General features: G+C 40.9%; 17 protein-coding genes. 10 read left to right on the top strand and 7 right to left on the bottom strand.

Going from position 1 to position 19,327, the window contains the following annotated elements:
* Positions 1-70: 70 nt before the first annotated feature.
* From HWQ36_RS15130 to HWQ36_RS15110, 5 genes are all read left to right on the top strand, one after another.
* Positions 71-1,546 carry an N-6 DNA methylase gene (locus HWQ36_RS15130; RefSeq protein WP_366829067.1) on the top strand — a complete coding sequence of 492 codons (1,476 nt, stop codon included), beginning with the start codon at positions 71-73 and terminating at the stop codon, positions 1,544-1,546.
* A 333-nt stretch (positions 1,547-1,879) separates the two neighbouring features.
* Positions 1,880-2,188 carry a DUF2281 domain-containing protein gene (locus tag HWQ36_RS15125; protein WP_292704138.1) on the top strand — a complete coding sequence of 103 codons (309 nt, stop codon included), beginning with the start codon at positions 1,880-1,882 and terminating at the stop codon, positions 2,186-2,188.
* A gap of 59 nt (positions 2,189-2,247) precedes the next feature.
* Positions 2,248-2,505, top strand: a complete 258-nt coding sequence (locus tag HWQ36_RS15120; protein ID WP_366829065.1) for a hypothetical protein — start codon at positions 2,248-2,250, stop codon at positions 2,503-2,505.
* Positions 2,502-2,909 (top strand): type II toxin-antitoxin system VapC family toxin, encoded by a 408-nt coding sequence (locus tag HWQ36_RS15115; protein WP_292704134.1) that lies wholly within the window; start codon positions 2,502-2,504, stop codon positions 2,907-2,909. Before HWQ36_RS15120 ends, HWQ36_RS15115 begins: the two co-directional genes overlap by 4 nt.
* Before the next feature lie 251 nt (positions 2,910-3,160).
* Positions 3,161-4,591, top strand: coding sequence for a restriction endonuclease subunit S (locus tag HWQ36_RS15110; RefSeq protein WP_292704131.1), 1,431 nt, complete (start codon positions 3,161-3,163; stop codon positions 4,589-4,591).
* 270 nt (positions 4,592-4,861) lie between these two features.
* On the opposite strand, the gene dprA is transcribed toward HWQ36_RS15110, so the two are convergent.
* A complete protein-coding gene (gene dprA / locus HWQ36_RS15105) occupies positions 4,862-5,980 on the bottom strand; it encodes a DNA-processing protein DprA (protein ID WP_292704128.1) in 1,119 nt (372 codons plus the stop codon).
* A gap of 69 nt (positions 5,981-6,049) precedes the next feature.
* On the opposite strand from dprA, the gene HWQ36_RS15100 reads away from it, so the two are divergent.
* Positions 6,050-6,322: a hypothetical protein gene (locus HWQ36_RS15100; protein WP_292704125.1), complete on the top strand. Its 273-nt coding sequence runs from the start codon at positions 6,050-6,052 to the stop codon at positions 6,320-6,322.
* Positions 6,323-6,424: 102 nt separating this feature from the next.
* The gene (locus tag HWQ36_RS15095; protein ID WP_292704123.1) at positions 6,425-7,504 is read left to right on the top strand and encodes an alpha/beta hydrolase; all 1,080 of its coding nucleotides are present in this window, start codon (positions 6,425-6,427) and stop codon (positions 7,502-7,504) included.
* Between the two features lie 470 nt (positions 7,505-7,974).
* On the opposite strand, the gene HWQ36_RS15090 is transcribed toward HWQ36_RS15095, so the two are convergent.
* The 4 genes from HWQ36_RS15090 to HWQ36_RS15075 all read right to left on the bottom strand — a co-directional run bounded on the left by HWQ36_RS15090 (position 7,975) and on the right by HWQ36_RS15075 (position 12,683).
* A complete protein-coding gene (locus tag HWQ36_RS15090; RefSeq protein WP_292704120.1) occupies positions 7,975-8,664 on the bottom strand; it encodes an ElyC/SanA/YdcF family protein in 690 nt (229 codons plus the stop codon).
* Positions 8,664-9,317: a DUF2301 domain-containing membrane protein gene (locus HWQ36_RS15085; RefSeq protein ID WP_292704117.1), complete on the bottom strand. Its 654-nt coding sequence runs from the start codon at positions 9,315-9,317 to the stop codon at positions 8,664-8,666. The genes HWQ36_RS15090 and HWQ36_RS15085 overlap by 1 nt, the downstream gene beginning before the upstream one ends.
* A 451-nt stretch (positions 9,318-9,768) precedes the next feature.
* On the bottom strand, positions 9,769-10,305 hold the full coding sequence (locus tag HWQ36_RS15080; protein ID WP_292704115.1) for an anthrone oxygenase family protein: 537 nt from the start codon (positions 10,303-10,305) through the stop codon (positions 9,769-9,771).
* A gap of 11 nt (positions 10,306-10,316) precedes the next feature.
* Positions 10,317-12,683, bottom strand: coding sequence for a tetratricopeptide repeat protein (locus HWQ36_RS15075; RefSeq protein ID WP_292704113.1), 2,367 nt, complete (start codon positions 12,681-12,683; stop codon positions 10,317-10,319).
* 605 nt (positions 12,684-13,288) lie between these two features.
* Between HWQ36_RS15075 and HWQ36_RS15070 the strand changes: the two genes are divergently transcribed.
* Together HWQ36_RS15070 and HWQ36_RS15065 are read left to right on the top strand one after the other, a co-directional pair.
* A complete protein-coding gene (locus HWQ36_RS15070; RefSeq protein WP_292704110.1) occupies positions 13,289-14,230 on the top strand; it encodes a ferritin-like domain-containing protein in 942 nt (313 codons plus the stop codon).
* Positions 14,231-14,250: 20 nt separating this feature from the next.
* Positions 14,251-15,009 (top strand): isoprenyl transferase, encoded by a 759-nt coding sequence (locus tag HWQ36_RS15065; protein ID WP_292704108.1) that lies wholly within the window; start codon positions 14,251-14,253, stop codon positions 15,007-15,009.
* Between the two features lie 299 nt (positions 15,010-15,308).
* On the opposite strand, the gene HWQ36_RS15060 is transcribed toward HWQ36_RS15065, so the two are convergent.
* A complete protein-coding gene (locus tag HWQ36_RS15060) occupies positions 15,309-15,548 on the bottom strand; it encodes a hypothetical protein (protein ID WP_292704105.1) in 240 nt (79 codons plus the stop codon).
* Positions 15,549-15,818: 270 nt separating this feature from the next.
* Between HWQ36_RS15060 and HWQ36_RS15055 the strand changes: the two genes are divergently transcribed.
* Positions 15,819-17,738, top strand: coding sequence for an iron uptake porin (locus tag HWQ36_RS15055; protein ID WP_292704102.1), 1,920 nt, complete (start codon positions 15,819-15,821; stop codon positions 17,736-17,738).
* 624 nt (positions 17,739-18,362) lie between these two features.
* On the opposite strand, the gene trxA is transcribed toward HWQ36_RS15055, so the two are convergent.
* The gene (gene trxA / locus HWQ36_RS15050; protein ID WP_292704099.1) at positions 18,363-18,680 is read right to left on the bottom strand and encodes a thioredoxin; all 318 of its coding nucleotides are present in this window, start codon (positions 18,678-18,680) and stop codon (positions 18,363-18,365) included.
* Positions 18,681-19,327: the final 647 nt, after the last annotated feature.

Below are 19,327 nucleotides of genomic sequence, written 5' to 3'. Positions count from 1 at the left end.
AATTACGAATTACGAACTTGTACTGAGCGAAGTCGAAGTATTACGAATTACGAATTACGAATTACAAATTATGACCGCTACCACCGATATTGTTCAAAAACTCTGGAATTTGTGCCACGTCCTACGAGATGACGGCGTTACTTATCTGCAATACGTTACAGAATTAACCTATCTGCTATTCTTAAAAATGGCGCAGGAAACAGGGGCGGAGGCGCAATTATTACAAGGCTATCGCTGGGACGACTTGGTTACTCAAGATGGGGTAGAGCAACTAACATCTTATAGAAAACTCTTACTTATGTTGGGTTCCGATAATTCATCTTTGCGAGTACAGGCGATTTTTGCTAATGCTCAAACTTCCCTCAAGCAACCCCGCATTCTTAAGAAGCTTGTCACCAGTATTGATGAATTGGATTGGTTTTCAGAACATCGAGACGAGTTTGGCGATTTGTATGAAGGACTATTACAGAAAAATGCCGACGAGAAAAAATCTGGTGCAGGACAGTATTTTACACCTAGACCGTTGATTGATTGCATGGTTTCCTTACTGAAGCCACAACCAGGAGAGTTGATTCAAGATCCGGCGGCTGGAACCGGCGGATTTTTGATAGCAAGCGATCGCTATATTCGACAATACCACGATCCCTTCGAGTGGACAGAAGCGCAACAATCTTTCCAGCAGCATCAGGCGTTTTATGGCATGGAATTGGTGCAGGATGCTCACCGTTTGCTGTTGATGAATATGATGTTACACGGAATTGAAGGGGCTGTAGATTTAGGTGATAGCCTTTCCGCAGAGGGACAGCGACTAGCAAAAGCCGATGTAATTCTGACTAATCCACCCTTTGGGACAAAAAAAGGAGGTGGACTACCTTCGCGGGATGATTTCACTTATCCCACCTCAAACAAGCAATTAGCGTTTTTGCAACATATCTATAGAACCCTCAAACCAGGGGGACGGGCTGCCGTAGTTTTGCCAGATAACGTATTGTTTGAAGATGGACAAGGGCGAGCAATTCGGGCTGACTTGATGGCTAAATGTAATTTGCATACCATTTTAAGATTGCCCACTGGGATATTTTACGCCCAAGGTGTCAAGACAAATGTATTATTTTTCCAGCGTGGCACAACGGAGAAAGGCAACACCAAAGCAGTTTGGATTTACGATATGCGTACCAATATGCCCAGCTTTGGTAAACGTATTCCCTTGACTCGTGGGCATTTCTCTGAGTTTGAGCAGTGCTATGGAGATGAACCCAATGGCAATAGTCCCCGTGTCGATTTGGGAGAAAATGGGCGTTTCCGGTGCTTCACGCGAGAGCAGATTACCAAGCGTAACGAAAATTTGGATATTTCCTGGCTGCGAGATGATAGCTTGCGATCGGGCGATAATTTACCAGAGCCGGAGATAATTGCAGCAGAGATTATGGAAAAGCTGCGAATTGCCACAAAGGAGATGGAAGCTTTGATGATATTGCTAGAAGGTGAAGAAGCGGCGGAGGCTGTCAGTGCTTCCGTGGGGTTGTCAACCTTAGAAGATGTTTGAAAAGTGGTCGGCTGTAATTTTAGGTACTTCTAGATCCCCCCTAACTCCCCTTAAAAAGGGGGGAACCGGAATCAAAGTCCCCCTTTTTTAAGGGGAGCCACTGCGTTGGGCGGGTTTCCCGACTTGAAGCACGTGGCGTGGATTTAGGGGGATCTAAAACGTTTTGCTATTGACCAGAGGACTTTTCAAACATCCTCTTAGAATAGAAGCGTAAGTAGTAGTGCATCAAGGATTAATTGACAGATAGATTTTTTGTAGAGACGGCGATTTATCGCGTCTCTCCAACCGTCAAAATGAGTTTGACTGACTAGTAATAATAGTGGGTGAATTTTAATGAGTCCAGAACAAGAGTTATTAACAAAGTGGCGTTCTCTTCCACAAGACAAACAGGAAGAAGTTTTAGATTTTGTCGAATTTCTTCAGTTGAAAATCAAGTTACAAGAGAAAGAGAAAATTCAACCTACGACTCCTGAAGGTAAAGGCTGGAACTCTGGTTTTTTTGAAGAGGTAATTGGTGGTTGGGTAGGAGAACCGCTAAAACGACCAGAACAAGGAGAAAAGGAACCCCAGCAAGAAATTTGGGTGAGAATTGAGGCGGCGGAGGCGGTAAGTACTTCTGTGGGGTTGCTGCCTTTAGAATAGGAACACATGAAAACCAAGCCCTAGAAGCTGCAAGAGTAACTTTTTATTAGGAGAAAAAAATGATGAATAGTATAAAAATTCGGTTGCATGTGGGTAAAGATGGTATTTTACATTTAGAAATTCCTGTGGGAATAACTGATAAAGAACTAGAAATAATGGTTATTTATCAACCATTAGAAACGCCAACACAGCAAAAAACACCAGAAGAATTAGGCTGGCCACCTGATTTTTTTGAGCAGACAGCTGGTTGTTTAGCCGATGACCCTATTCAAAGATATCCCCAAGGTGAGTATGAGGAAAGGGAGCCGTTAGAGTGATTTATTTATTAGATACCAATGCTTGCATTGTTTATCTAAATCGTCCTGTGTCTGGTGTGCGGCGACGATTGACAACGCTATCTTTGCAAGATGTTGCTGTTTGTTCCGTTGTAAAAGCCGAACTATTCTATGGTGCGATACGTAGTAATAATCGCGCACGGACTTTGGCTTTACAGGAAGCGTTTCTTAATAATTTTGTGTCTTTACCTTTTGATGATACATCTGCTAGGATTTTTGGGATTATTCGGGCTGAGTTAGCTGCTAGTGGTACGCCGATTGGCCCTTATGATTTACAGATTGCGGCTATTGCAATAGCGAATAATTTGATATTAGTGACGCATAATACACGGGAATTTAGTCGAGTGAATGGGTTGCAGCTTGAAGATTGGGAGCAAGAAAGTTGAGATAGCAAGCTTTAAGGAACCCCAATAAGAAATTTGGGTGAGAATTTAGATTATGAATATTGTCTCGCGCAAAGGCGCAAATTTGCAAAGAATAAGAGTTATTATAAGTTGCTCTTTAACCTCTTTTCTCTGCGTTCTCTGCGCCTCTGTGGTTAAATAAATGATTTATAAACTGCAGAGACACAGAGGGCACGGAGGAAGAAGTTAAATTTAGAAGAGTTTGTACAAAAGTTAGAGAGTTTGTAGTTTACATGAGTGATGAATTAATAGAATTGCCTGAAGGTTGGGTGTGGACAAAGCTTAGTGAGCTAGGTGAATGGTCAAGTGGTGGGACACCTTCAAGAAAAAATTCTAAGTATTATGATGGAGAAATTCCTTGGGTCAAAACAGGTGATTTACCTGATGGGTTAATTAAAAAAATTGATGAAAAAATTACTCACGAGGGACTAGCTAATAGTTCAGCAAAGCTTTTCTCAAGCGGGAGCTTGATTGTGGCAATGTATGGAGCAACTATTGGAAAACTTGGAATTTTACAGGAACCTGCTGCAACTAACCAAGCATGTGCCGTTTTACTATCCCAAGGTATTACAACTGCTCTCATTCCATACCTTTTCTATTACTTATTAAATAGTCGCGAAAAATTAAGAATGATTGGAAAAGGTGGCGCACAACCAAATATTAGCCAAACTATCTTAAAAGAATATTCTTATCCCCTCCCACCACTCAACGAGCAAAAGCGGATTGTTGCCAAGATTGAAGAATTAAACGATCGCACTCAACGAGCCAAGGAAGCGCTAGAGACGATACCCCAATTGTGCGATCGCTTTCGCCAATCCGTCCTCGCTGCCGCCTTTCGAGGCGATTTAACAGCCGACTGGAGAAGACAGGATAACGAGGAATTTCTTGATTCTAATTTTCCTTCTACTTGGAAAAAAGGAGAATTAGGCAATGTGGTTGAGGGTTTAAAACAAGGTTGGAGTCCTAAATGTGAAATTTTTCCATCTCCAATCGATGATATTTGGGGGGTAATTAAGACAACTGCTGTTCAATCACTTAGTTTTATCGAAGGAGAGAATAAACAGCTTCCATCACACCTAGAGCCGAGACCTGAATTAGAAGTTCTTAAAGGAGATTTACTAATTACACGTGCTGGGCCAAGAGCTAGGGCAGGAGTTACCTGTTTAGTTTCTTCAGTTCGCCCAAAATTAATGATCTGCGATAAAGTTTACAGGTTTCGTGCTAAAGAATCGTATGTCCTACCGCTCTATCTTGCATATTTCCTAAATTCCCCTTCGGCTATTTCTTTGATTGATGAACTAAAAACTGGCATATCCGACAGTGGTGTTAATCTTACTCAAGAGAAGTTTTTAGCTCTTCCTTTGCAGTTTCCGCTAATTGCCGAACAACAAGAAATCGTTAACCGAGTCAAAAGCCTATTCAAAATCACCGAAGAAATAGAACAGCAATATCAAAAAGCCAAAGCTAACTTAGATCAACTCAACCAATCAATCCTCGCCAAAGCCTTCCGGGGTGAACTCGTCCCCCAAGATCCCGATGATGAACCTGCATCAGTATTACTAGAACGAATTCGAGCAGAACGAGAAAAATTAAACAATGGCAAACAAAAAAGCCAACGAACAAGCAAGCGCAAAAGCAAGACAGTAGAAGAACAAGGAGTGTAGATATGACTTTTCACGGTATCTGGAAAACCTCTCTCTAAATCTCTCTCCTAAAAGGAGAGAGACTTTGAATTTTCCCCCTTCCCGCGTCGGGAAGGGGGTTAGGGGGTTAGGTTTTTGGTAGACTTTTCCACATAACGTTCAGGTGTAGATAAAAAAATAATCAATCGTTGCGTAGGCAGAAAAGCAGGAGGAAAAGAAAAATATTATCTAAATAAATTGGGTAATTTATTTGTTGGAAGTCCCTAAACTAAAGTTGTTGTCTTTTAACTCTTAACTTTTTTGATACCGCATTCCTGGTAATTGCGAAACAAAACCCATAAGTTCCAACTGTAACAAAGCGCCGGAAACTGAGCCAGCAGCTATGCCGGTTTGTTGGACAATAAAATCAAAGGGTAAAGCATCACTTGTAAACGCATCCATTACCCTTTGCAATTCTGGTGATAAAGTTGGTAAACTTAACTGCTCTGGTGCTGTAGAAGCCTCAATTCCATCAATTTGTGGTATTGCTCCCAGCATTGTTAAGAGTTCATCCAATTCCTTGAGAATGAAAGAAGCTCCCTGACTCAGTAACTTTAAGCACCCTTGAGATGGATGATCGTCCACTCTTCCAGGTAAGGCATAGACATCTCTGCCAAATTCATTTGCGTAGGTAGCTGTAATTAACGCACCAGATTTTAAAGGCGCTTCCATTACCAAGATAGCGCGGCTTAAACCTGCAATAATCCGGTTGCGGCGGGGAAAGTGGGTGCGATCGGGTGGGGTTTTTGTGGGGTACTCACTGACGACTAACCCAGCTGTCAAAATTTGCTTGTATAAATCTCGATTTTTATGTGGATAGATAACATCTACACCAGTTCCTAAAACTGCGATCGTGCGTCCACCTGCTTTCATGGCGGCGATGTGGCTTTCTGTGTCAATTCCCTCTGCCATCCCAGAAACAACTGTAAAGCCATTTTTAGCCAAAGCTGTACTAATTTGGCGAGTCCAACGGATGCCATATTCTGAGGGTTGGCGTGTGCCGACAATACCAACCATCGGTTTTTGTCCGAGATTTTCTTGGAGTTCGACTTCACCACGATAGTACAAAATCGGCGGTGGACTGGGAGTTTCTAGCAGTAAGCGGGGATAATCTGTATCTGCTGGTGTCCAGAAATGGGAATTTTCTTGCTGATGCTTGGTGAATAGTTGTTCTGGGTGCAAACGCGATCGCTGTTGTACGACTTTTTCTAGGGTCTGAAAACCAAAACCCTCTACTTCTCCTAACTCTACCTTGGTAGCGTTCCAAGCTGTTGCCAACGTGCCAAAATGCTGTTGCAGCCGTCGCAATAATACCGGCCCAATTCCCGAAATTTGCGCCCAAGCTATCCAATATGCGCCTTCTTCCACCACGGTTTCGTCCTCACGCCTACTGGATTGAGTATTCCCAAATAGGGGTTGGTTGTTGATGTGGAGGGGGAGATGGGGCAATACTCTTCGGTTAAGGCAAGAGACGCGATGAATCTACAGGCAAGAGACGCGATGAATCTACACGCAAGAGACGCGATGAATCTACACGCAAGAGACGCGATGAATCTACAGGCAAGAGACGCGATGAATCTACACGCAAGAGACGCGATGAATCTACACGCAAGAGACGCGATGAATCTACAGGCAAGAGACGCGATGAATCGCCGTCTCTACAAAGAACTTCTGCTTCTTCTTTCCCAATGCCCCTTGACTTTTGTCTCTTGACTCTTGACTATTAACTATTGACTATCTATCTTCTTATCTTCTGTGATGAAATATTTCTATAGTTTTCTAATAAGCCTATCTGGGTGCTTAATATTTTTACTGGTGCATAGTGGTCTTGGTTTGTTGCCTAGTTTGGCGGCCGAGAAAGTTACTGTCAGATACGGGTTGTTTGAGCAATCAATTCCGGTGGCAGATATACGCAACTATGGCGAGACACAAAAGGCTTCTAGCGATCTACAATCTTTCTTAGATTACCTCAACGCTAAGGAAAAACAGAAGTTCCAAGATGCTCTTCAGGTGAAAATGCCTCTTGATATTGTGGCTTTAGATAAGTTGATAAATTCAGGAATGGGCAAGCAAATTTTATCTTTTGCTTCTGGTGCGATCGCTCGTCGCGATCAAGCAGGTACACAAGCCCTACGATCTGCAATTATCATCGGAGCAAAATCACCAGAAGGTCTAGGATTAATCAGCTTTCTAGAAGCATATCCCAGTAATGAACTAGTTGTTGATGTGTCAAAAATTTCTAAGTTAGTTGGACTGGCAAATTCTTCTTCTAGTTCTGCTGATGCACCACCAAAAGACAATGTAAGTTCTTCACCTTTAGGGAAAATTGCATTGCAATATCAAATACTCGCCGCCCAAGATAAACAGTTTTCAGGTTGCTTATTTGGCGATTCTATTTCGGCTGGACTTGGTAATACCCTTGGGAGTGGCACTTTTAATTTTGGGTTAAATGGCCTAAGCACAATCTCATTACTAGAACAATTGAAAAGTTTAATTCCTACTAAAGTTAAATGCGAAAAAGCTATTATTGCCGTAGGTGGAAATGATGCTTGGTATGGAATTAGTGATGAGTTGTTTAGCAAAAATCTGCAAGAGGCGATCGCACTTGTCAGAACAATGGGAAATAAAAAGATTTTTCTGATTCCGGCTTTTTATTCAACAGTTGCAGCAAGCTTAGATCCAACTGTATCAGCCCCACTTCCTAGAGTTGAACAAATTAATGTTCTGATTAATCAAGTCGCTGAAACAGAAAAAGTACCAGTTGCAGCAGCAGGACTAGCACCATTGTATGAGAATAATGTTCTTAAAAAGAATTTAACGAGCGATGGCGACCATCTCAATACTGAGGGTTTAAAAATTTATCGACAAGCATTATTACAAATCCTAGAAAAGTAATATAGCGGTTCTCGCTTGGATGCAATACAGTTTGACCTCACTTCCATTCCTCTCTCCTAAAAGGAGAGAGGCTTTGAATCTTACTCCCCTTCCCTTGTAGGGAAGGGGCTGGGGGTTAGGTCTGTATTGCACTCAACTGAGAACCGCTATATTATGTCTTTCTAATTGCCCATAGTAAAAGTACTACACTCCAATAAAATTACGTTTAACATAATTCGTGATTCGTAAATCAAAATTACGAATTACGAATTACGAATTACGAATTACAAATTATCACTTTCTCAATGCTGGGGGTTTAAAAATTTATCGACAAGCATTATTACAAATCCTAGAAAAGTAATATGATGTCTGTCTAATTGTCCATAGTAAAAGTACTGCACCCCAATAAAATTACGTTTAACATAATTCGTGATTCGTAAATCAAAATTACGAATTACGAATTACGAATTACGAATTACAAATTATCACCTTTAGGCTTTCCAACTCAAAAACCGCGCATAAATATAAGCGATGCCTTCATCAAGAATTGTCCGCACACCTTGACTAGAAACCCACCATTTGTTTGGATCGTAATCATGTGTTTTGGCTGCGATCGCCCCAACTTGGACTTGAGGTGTGAGTATTTTTTTGAATAGCAACCAACTCCTACGGGTGTGAACATCCAAAGAAAAAACATTAATTGATTGTAGTTTTAAATTGGAATCGGATAGCCAGCGATTAAATTCAGCAGCAGATGCATAACTACGATCCTTTATTACTGTTGGTGTCGGAACAGCTACCACCTTCTCTGATTCTAAACCGAGTTTCTCGAAGGTGGCGGCTGATACTTGTGCAAAGCTTTTGTATTCGCTCAGATAATTTCCTTTTTCTATTGATCCTCCTGTAGTAATTACTAGATTATAAGAACCGTTTTTAAATTCAGTTAAAGCTTGTTGTATGGCATAATCTGGTAGCCATCCTTCAACAACTAATACTTCTGCTGATTTGATCGGGGAAGTCACGGCGAGAAATGAGTGTACATGAGTAATAGCGAAAAATATTAAATAAGCAATCAAAGCGATCGCAATCGCCCACCCCTGAGCCGTAAGTGTCCACATGTCTTGGCGTTTTATTAGTTTGATTTTTGGAAAATTTTTACGCCGACGGTTTTTTGCCTGCATTAAGTTTTAGCTACACGTTGTTTCAAGTAAGTAAATACAGATTTATCTCCAATATCAGCAGGAATTGCTTGCACTGTCTTTCGCAAGGCAAACACCAAAAACAACGTTGCCCAAATTCCTAATAAAACACTTTCCCCCTGAGTTGGTAAAATTCTCACCAAATGTCCTAACAACAGTAGCGGCACTATTAGGGTTAATACTTTGGTTTCTAAGCGATTGAAGCAAAAAGCCTCTTTAAAATAAATCCCTGTCAAAGCAACGAAGATAAAACCAACTCCAAATAAGGTAAGAGGCTGATTGTAAATAGTCAGAGCTAAAGGTTCTGTACTAGAGATTGCCAGAATAACTGATGTTATACTACCGATCGCCCAAAAAATTTGCAACATTCGATGCAGTGATGCCATGTAGATATGAATGGTAAATAAACTTACACCAAGAGCGAGACTAAAACAAGTATATAAAGGTGTAAGTGCAGTTACAACAGTCGGGTTATTGTTGAACAAAATCAAAGCGCTGCCTATAGCAAAGCTGACTGCTGCTACCATTAAGCCAGCGCGGTAAATAATTACGCCAGTACGATCGCTCTGAGTAATTGTAAATTCCCCAAACTGACCTTGATAAACTTCTGGTGGAGCTAGTGTTTGTGTAGTCATAGTTAAAAATATTGTTACGATTTACTAATAGAGTACAATGGGAAATTGCTGAAGGGTTACTTTTATTATCGATAATCAGATGGACTTCGTGTCACAATCGCTTAGAATTTAGCGATTTTTTTCGTATTAGTATAGCTAAAAGTGAGATAAGCGATCGCATTACAGAATAATTTCCACTTAAGTCCATAGCGATCGTAATTAGACAAACTGTATAATTTATCAAGAAAGGCAGAGGGCAAGGAGGCTCAGTTGGCAGAAGGAAATTCTGGCTCTTGTCAAGAAGCCCGTGACCTTAGGGAACAAGGGTTTAAGACCCCCACAAAATTAAAAATTTGGTGGCTCTTATTCAGGAGGGGTCTGAATTCCCAACTGAGGTAAAACCTTCTGCCTTCTGCCTTCTTCAATCTCGCCGACTTACTTGGTAATAAAAAACTACCCATTGGTAGCGGAGTTACCTAACCGTATTATCGAGTCCCCCTACGATTCTTGAACCCAAACAAAGCGCGGTGGTGAGCGATGTGGCTGCTGCTAGCGCCGCTACCGTCCGAATGTGATTCCAGATTATCCAGTTGGTCAGGTAGCTAGACCATAGACTCGCACCTTCAGCGCTATCCGGCTCGACTTTCGCCAGGGCTTCGTTGAGCGGCACATTGAAAACTATTGTCACGCCTAATGTACCAACGAGGTAGAGCAAGCTGCCGAGGAGCAAGTAGGCGGCACCGGGTTGATGCCACTTTAATAACGAGGAGATTAAAAGAAAGATACAAGCCGCAGCCGTTCCCAAAAACGCTGCCATAAAAAATGGATTGATTACCGTGATATTGATGGATTGCATAGCGGCAATGCCTTGCGGCGGTTTCAGCCGAGCAAGGGCGTTCATCACGAAGGTCGAGAAGGCGAAGAAGACTCCGGCTATCAGCCCGCAGCCTAGTGCCGAGAAAAGCTTTAATGCGAAATAATGTTGTTGAGTTATCAGATGTTGCAGCATCGCTTTACTCTCTAACTAGTTAGAATTTTTTCAACTTGCTTCGGAGCTTTTATTTCAGTAAATAGCTGAATTCCTTGATTAAAATTAAATTTACTTTCATCAGGTTTTGCTATCTTTTGATAAGTTAAACCTAATTGAAAATAAGCTTCAGCTAAATCACACTTAGCACCTATTTTATCCAACAGTTCGATTGCTTCTCTATGATAAGCCAGGGCTATTTCAAAATCTGCTTGTTGTCGATGGATTTCTGCTAAACCATTGAGTGTTTTTGCTTTCACCTGCATATAATGGCTTTCTTCAGCAAAGGTTAAAGCTTGGTGTAATATTTGATTTGCTTGATAAAACTCTCCTAAATTGACGTAGGTTTGACCCAAAATTTGCATGAAATAGACAAATCTCCCAGTCTGTTCTACCAGTTTTTCGTTCGTAATATTCTGATAAGCTACATCTGCCAATGCAAAGGAGGCATCACGCAAACCTAAATAAGAATACACCAAAGCTAAACAAACTGATGCTTTCTCTGCCCAGCGATGATGCTCGGTATTTTGAGCCAGATAAATTACTTGTTTAAATAAATTCGTGGCTGCTTCTAGTTCCCATAAATCTATTTTGTAAAGACCAATACTTAATAAAGAATCTACCTCTAGCATCCTCAGATAGTAAACTGGATGTTTATTTTCTGGCTGAGGTACAAGTGATTTGAGTGCTTGGGTTGCCAGAGTAATAGTCTTTTCCTGACAGGCGATCGCTTGACTAATTTTACCTGTTATCCAATATAAATCGCCCAGGATATTATAGAGTTCGCTGAGATTTTGGTCATTTTCAATGTTATTAACAACTTGATTAATTGCCGCAAGTATGGGTTGAATTAAACCCATGCGATATAAAGTACTACCAAGAGGCAAAAATTGCTGCCATTGATTATTTCTGCTTTTTAAAATTACCTTACCCGCTAACTCAAACTCCTGAATTTCTATATAATGATAATATGCTTCTAGAGCTTGCAAAGCATCTTTAAAGGTTTCAATTTGTTTAATACTAGCTGTCCAAAATTCTGCGGCTTTATGGTTGGCAATTTCCCATTCATCGCTGGGGCGTAAACGTGCGATCGCTTCTTTCCGAATCACCGGATGCAGCCAATATTCACCTTTATCACACTCCACCAAAGACCGATTTCTCAAGGAAGCGATGATTTGGCGATGTTGGTCAGGTGGGACATCCCACAGTAAACAAAACAACCCTTGTGATGGGATGGTGGGTATATCTTGGTAACGATAACATCCCAAACGGCAAAGCAGGCGATATGCTTGGGGATCGAGGGCTTGCAGACGATTGATTTGACTTACCGCTAAATTTTTTAAGTCTGTTGCTGCTAACGGATCGGCATGATTTTCTTGCCAATAAAGAACCATATCACCGTCGAAATCCTCCTGAATTGAACCACAGAGAATTCCCATTGCTTTAGCATTACCGCCATAAGTGCGATGCATGATTTGCAAGCTTGACGAGTTGATAGTTAATCCCCGCTTGCTAAAAAACTTTTGCCATGCGCTTTGATCCAAACCAGGAAGCCGATAGTGATTTACATTCAGCCCAGGTTCACAAAGGCGATCGCGACTAGTAATCAAAGTAACAGATTGGACTCTCGCATCAGCCAACACCCGCAATAGTTCTACATAGTTGCGGTGAGAAGCAATCAACCCTCCTTGTTGATCTAATGCAGGTTCTAGATTGTCAATTAACACCCCAATTCGCCGATTGTGGAGTTGGCGCTTGAGTCTTCCCAATGTAACCCCAAATTCTACCCCAGGTTCTCGATCGAAATCTTGTTTGAGCCATTCTTCTACTACTCGTTCTGCTGGGGTGATATTTTGCGTTTCCTTCGCCATCAGCAGTTCCAAAACCAAGTCAAACCCCTGATGCAGATATTGCTGCGCTAGAGTGGTTTTGCCTAAACCGCCTTCACCTTGGATGACAATCACTTTCGAGCCTTGATTTACCAAAGTATTTAAGTGAGCGATCGCTTCTGTTCGTCCAATAAAATTGGTATCCTCTAATTTTGGGGTAGGTTGGGGCGATCGCGAGTAATCAATCAGACTGGATGATATCGCAGTAGTTTTTCTCAAAACCCGTTCCAAAGTAGCGCGACAATTACTTTTGGTAATCTTTTCTCGCAACACTTTAGAAAGCAGCTTCCATAACTGAGAACCAGCATCCTTGGCGTGTCCTTCCGTACAACCGTAAGAATGAGCGATATCCAAGTATTTTCTACCCAACCAAACTTGCACAAGAATCACTTTTTGCAAATCGCTCAACCGTTCCCCAGTCTGAGGGGGAATTATGGCGTCTAACCATGCTAATGCTGCTTCAGCGTCCATTGTGTAACGACAAGGAGAGTTCAGATTTTAGGGACAACTATAAATCACTCTACAGTTATGTTGCTGAAGTTTTCGGATAAGATTCTGTAAATCCGACTTTTTTCCCGACTTTTGCAAACTTTATTCAAAATTCAGCAGCAAGTTCTTGAAAGGATTGCTGTTACAGCGCTTCCGGCTATTATGCAATACAATTTTCCTCTTACCCCTTTCCTATCATAGCTTTCAGCTTTGAGGATGTACCTCATAGCCGCCGGAAGTTTAGGTCACTTCAGCACCATCATTACTTATGGTGAAATCAGACCCCCGTCAATTGCTTACAAAAGGATTTTTATAAATTCAAAAAAACTTACAATAATGGATACTAACAAACGGTTGAGTTAAGCATTTCTTTCTTCTCTCTGCGTCCTTGGCGTTCTTGGCGGTTCGTTAAAAAAAAGACTTTGACAAAGAGTTTTAGCCTTAACTGAACCGTATTGGCAGCGATCCGACTTTTCCCACACTTTTTCAACTCCATCAGATAAAACTGCCGACTTCTACCGACTGACAAAACGAAGTGCGATCGCTTAGGCTATTGGGCATAGAGATCAAAATTTAAGTATAAAAATATGCTTAACACCCTCAACCCAATCACAGAAGACTTAGCAGGTCAAAGCTATCCCAGTCCTCATTACTTGCAAACACAGCGCCGCATTCGTTCCCTAATAGACAAATATATTGCAGTCGAACAACTACATGACCGCCTGCAAGATTTACCGATACAGTTTGCTAATCCCCAACCGCGTCCCTGGAAACCCATTGATTGGCAAACGATTAACCGCAATCAAATTATCGGCTTAGACGCAGAGGTATTTTTATCTATCTTGATAGGTGCGATGGATACAGAAGCTCCCATTCGCGGCTATACCCAAACCAGTAGGCAGTATTTAGAAAAATTGCATCCTCAAATGGCTCGGTTTGTTGGTGGAACAGTCGGTAAAGATGGCGAATTGGTGGAACTTGGTTTGTGGGAAAAAGAAGAACGTCAACACACACCAGCATTAATTAAAGTCTACACCCAATTAACAGGCGAGAAAATTACCCCAAAAATTCGGACTGTTAGAAGCTATCTCCCCACAAATGATGCCAAGGAAGACTTATATCGCCACGGCTTACACCGCATTGCCACAGAATACGGTGCAACCTGTCTTTATATTTGGTTGATGGCTCACACTACTGGCGCACTCCAGGATGTTTTAGAGGAACTAGCACAGGATGAAATCAACCATACAACCAAATTCTGGGGGTTTGGAGTCTGGACTTTTCCTGATACTGGGTTGATGCGAATCGGACGCACGCTGATCAAAACGCGATCGCAAAACTATCAGCGTAACAACCTGATGCGTACCCTCCGCCGCATGATGGCTACCCTTAACTGGAATTCTTGGTCATTGACTAACAAAGCAACTCTCCTCTTCACCTTCACCTATACAATGCATCGCTTGTGGAGTTGGAACAATAGCTTAACACCAAAGTATTTACAAAATTTATTTGAAACTACTCATCAGTAATAACAAAGGACAAATGACAAATGACAAATGACAAATCAAAATTACCCAGCGATTTAAATCCCCAAAAAATACCCCAACATATCGCCGTCATCATGGATGGTAACGGACGATGGGCAACCAGTCTAGGATTACCGCGCATTGCTGGACATCGCCAAGGAGCAAGGACGCTCAAGGAACTATTGCGTTGCTGCAAGGATTGGGGAATCAAAGCGTTGACAGCCTACGCTTTCTCAACAGAAAATTGGCAGCGTCCTGTTGAAGAAGTAGATTTTCTGATGCTGTTGTTTGAGCGATTATTACACCGCGAGTTGGCTCAAATGCACCGGGAAGGTGTACGAATTTCGTTTATTGGAGATTTATCGGCTTTGCCCAAATCTCTACAGATGGAAATGGAACATTCAATGACAGAGACGTTGAACAATCAAGCAATCCACTTTACTGTTGCAGTCAATTATGGTAGCCGCAACGAAATTACCAGAGTTTGCCGTCAAGTAGCTCAACTCGTGGAACAGGGTGAACTCAGTGTGGAACAAGTGAATGAAAGTCTTGTAGAACAACACCTCTACACGGCAGATACTCCAGAACCAGATTTGCTGATTCGGACTAGCGGTGAGATGCGATTGAGTAATTTTCTTTTGTGGCAAATGGCGTATACAGAGATGTATTTCACCGATATTCTTTGGCCAGATTTTAATCGAGAAGCATTTTATCAGGCTTTGTTGAGCTACCAAAGACGCGATCGCCGTTTTGGTCAAATTAAAGCTTCACTATCAGCTTAGGGTATTTGGAAAACTTCTCTTCTATTTCTCTCTCCTAAAATTTGAATTTCCCCCTTCCCGCGTCGGGAAGGAGGTTAGGGGGTTAGGTTTTTTGCTGCTATCAAGCATAAAGTAAAAGCACCCACATTACCAGGATGGTATATGAGCGCTAATAAATTAAAACATTATTGAGGATAATCTATCTGCTATGACAGACCGAAGTAACTATAAGAATAGCAGGCGGTGGGTAAATAAACTGCAAGGGTAGTTACAAATGTTTTGTTAAAAATATTACTTACTGTAAGGGGTTGCTTATTTTGCTAAAGTGTGATAATATCCGTTCCTAATTTAAAAACTTTCTGTATGCGATCGCTATAAGCTTCTCTTAGATGAAACTGGTTAACAACCGCAAGAGAACTTATTTGCACCGTTTTCCTCCTGATCTTACCTGCACCCAAATCAATAAACTGCGATCGCGGTGTCTTGATTTTTTTGAGTAAATTATTCTTTGGTAGGTATTGAGCCTCGAATCTCGGCTCAATACCTATATTCTTTATCATAAAATCATAATTATGTAATTATTATTTTGCCAATAGTAATTATAAAAATTATCAATATCATTATTTGTTAATTCTTTCCCAAAATAGTATTTACTATAATTTAATACTTGCGATACAAGCTGATGTTCTGGAAAGTCACTTCAGAAAAAACCTGATATCCAAAATTTAAAGTTAACAAGATTCTCTTGCTAAATCTACTTTAAATTTACTTATCAATCAATTTCAAAATCGCAATTAATTTTTACCATATTATATGTATCGGGAGTTCTCATGGCAAAATATCTACTAGCTTCTGCTAGTGGGATGGGATTTTTATGTTTAATTGCCGGGTTGTCACCTGTGCAAGCCCTTCCTAATTTAGAAATTGCAGATAAAAACGTAGCTGTTAATCAAAATGATGGCAGCTATCAAAAAAATGATTTTCATCAAAGCAACTTAGCAAATAATAGCTCCAGTAAATTGCTGATAGCTGATGAGAGTCAAAAAAATTTCTCCTCAGTCAATCAACAGCAAAAAAATCAAAATTTAGGAGTAGATTCTGCTGTCACATATAAGCAACCAATCATACCACAATCTGCAAATTCATCTCTACCCTCAGACAAACTTGCACAAGTAACATCCGTATCCCAATTGTCTGATGTACAGCCGACCGATTGGGCTTTTCAGGCACTCCAATCTTTAGTTGAGCGCTATGGTTGTATCGCAGGTTATCCCAATCAAACCTATCGCGGTAATCGAGCGATGACTCGCTATGAATTTGCTGCTGGCTTAAATGCTTGTTTAGACCGAATCAACGAACTGATTGCCACTGCAACTGGTGATTTGGTGAAGAAAGAAGATTTAGCCACGTTGCAGAAACTACAAGAACAATTTGCGGCAGAATTGTCAACATTGCGGGGTCGAGTCGATGCTGTAGAAGCTCGGACAGCAGAACTAGAAGCAAATCAGTTTTCTACGACTACTAAACTTAACGGAGAGGTAATTATAGCTGGTGTTGGTGCTACCGGTGGCGCTCCTAATGACAGTGACCCCAACATCATCCTAGTGAATAGAGTGCGGTTAAATCTCACCACTAGCTTTACTGGTAAAGATTCATTAATTACTGGATTGCAAGCTTATAACTTTTTGGGTGGAGCCGATGGACAGGGTAGCCTGCAACAAGGTTTAGGATTAGCTGCACCGCTTTTAAGTGCAAGTAGCGCTCGTACCAGCTTTGAGCCGCAATTTCCGGGGTTAAATGTCAATACTTTGTCGAGTGTTGGCGCGAACAGTGTTCAGCTTTACAAATTGCTGTATATCTTCCCAGTCGCTAATAAATTAACCTTATTTGCGGGAACTGCGGCAGAAACATCAGATGCTTTCCCAGCAATTACGCCTTTTTATGGTGAAGGACAAGAGTCAATTTCTCGTTTTGCCGGCTTAAATCCTGTAGTACGGATTTCTGGTGGGACTTCAGGTACTGGTTTAGCATCGGCGGCGGGATTTATTTATAGTATTTCTCCAAATTTGGATTTACGAGCTTTATACGGTAGTGTCAATGCCAATTTACCCCAAAAATCTCCTAATGAGGCACTACCAGGAGTTTCTACAACACCGTTGGGAGGAGGTTTATTTAGTGGGAGTAGTGTTGTTGCTGCACAGTTAACCTTCAAGCCCAGTCCTGACCTAGATATTGGTCTAAACTATGCCAATAGTTATCATGAAATCAATATTTTAGGTACAGGATTAATTAGTGGTGATGTTGGTGCTTTAGCTGGTGTTGAGGCTGGGACACCAGTCAAACTCAACTCTGTTGGGGGTACAGTAACATGGCGATTGTCTCCCAAGATAGCCTTATCTGGCTATGGTGCAGCACTATTTGTTGATGCTGCTTCAAATAGCGTGAATGCTTCCACCACCTTTACAAGTTGGATGGCGGGAGTTCACTTCAAAGATTTATTCAAGTCAGGGAACACTGCGGGGATTATTTTTGGTCAGCCGCTTTTCCGTAGTGATACTGGTGGTTCTGCTCAACTTACCCCCACAGGCGACAATCGAGCAACCCCTTACCATTTAGAAGGCTATTACCGCTTTCAAGTTAGCGATAATATCAGCATTACCCCTGGTGCATTTATTCTGTTTAACCCAGAAGGTAACAGCAACAATGAGACTACGACTGTAGGTGTACTTCGGACTACTTTTACGTTTTAACAATACCGCCAAATAGCGTAAGTAGCAAGCGATTATCCTCACAAAACACTCCTGAAAAGAAGTGTCGAGGATAATCTAATTGTTTGTTTTACCTGAGTTACCAGTTTGATTTGAAAGTTGGTGCTTTTGTATAACCTGCTCAATCTGGCAAGTCACGGTATTTATTCTGTGTTTAACCTTATCAAAATCAATGTTCACCCAAATATAGGCTTTGTCAGGTCTTTCCCTCTGGTTATTCATATATTGCTTTTCCTGTCAAGATATTTTGTTATATCTACACAATATAGCTATCCCAATTTCTAAACTACTTTCTCTAGATGGATAAGTAAATATGCTTAATATTTACTTAATGTTTTATCTGCTAGAAGTTCAATCACTATTTACTGAAAAAGACGCGACATTTCGCGCCTCTAAGAAGCAAAACCCAAATTCTAAGTATTAAACCTCATCTAAGTTGAGAACCGTAGTTTTCGCCCTCACCCTAAATCCCTCTCCCATATCTGGGAGAGGGACTTTGAAATTCTAGCTCCCCGAATCCCAGATATGGGGGATAGGTTGGGGGATGAGGGCAAATCCTTATTCATTAGAGTTGAACTACAGGTTTCAAGATAGACGTGATTTAGCTTAAATCTTTGTTTGCAAATATTGCACCAACTGCGGTGCTTGCATCACTCCCTCTATCCTATCCACAGCTTGACCCTGCTTAAACAATACTAAGGTTGGGAGAGAGGCAATTTTGTACTCAGTGGCCAAATCTGTGTATTTTTCTGTGTCAATTTTGACAATCCGTAGGCGATCTTTAAGTTGGAGATTGACTTGCTCTAAAATTGGCACCATCATTTGACATGGGCCACACCAGTCAGCGTAAAAATCTACTAATACAGGTACATCAGAAGCAGACAGCATCTCTTCAAAGCTGTTAAATTGTTTTTTAGTTGCCATGATGACACACACCGATTTTCAATTGTTTGTTTCAATAATAATTCTTAAAAAATAAAATCGGTATAAGTTCATGGGTTTTGTTGGGAAAATATTAGATTACTCAATATAGATTGATTTACCCAGAAAAATCTTAAATAATTATAATAAAATCCACTTATCGTGTGGGTTTGTGTATGTGGATTAGATATGTATTTAAACCTATCCTGTCCATCCAAATAGTTATGCAGGCATTCACCAGAGTTATATTTACGAGGGTGTAACTGTAACACTTCCTAGTGTATTCAATCATTATTCGGCGTTGCAACTATAAATTACATCAACAATAGATTGCTGTAAGTTATTCATCTATTAACATAAAAATAATTATAGCAATCCTAAATCATTCGTGAAAAGTTAGATCCCCGACTTCTTTAAGAAGTCGGGGATCTAGACACCGAGAATTTTTACAAATCAGATAGGATTACTATATAGATACTTAATTTTAGCAAAATGTTAATTCCTGTAAATCGAGTTATATCCAGCTAAATACAACGGATAACTTATCTATGAAATATCTAATTTGCAGGGTTAGCGCGTCTCAAACCCTATTGACAGAGGGATTATGGCAGAGGGTCTGAGTTTGGGAGAGCCGCAGCCAAAACAGAAAC

The organism is Nostoc sp. NMS2 (assembly GCF_017115105.1).
Taxonomy (GTDB): domain Bacteria; phylum Cyanobacteriota; class Cyanobacteriia; order Cyanobacteriales; family Nostocaceae; genus Nostoc.
Note: the sequence above shows the minus strand (reverse complement) of the source record. Positions and strands in the feature narration are given on the sequence as shown.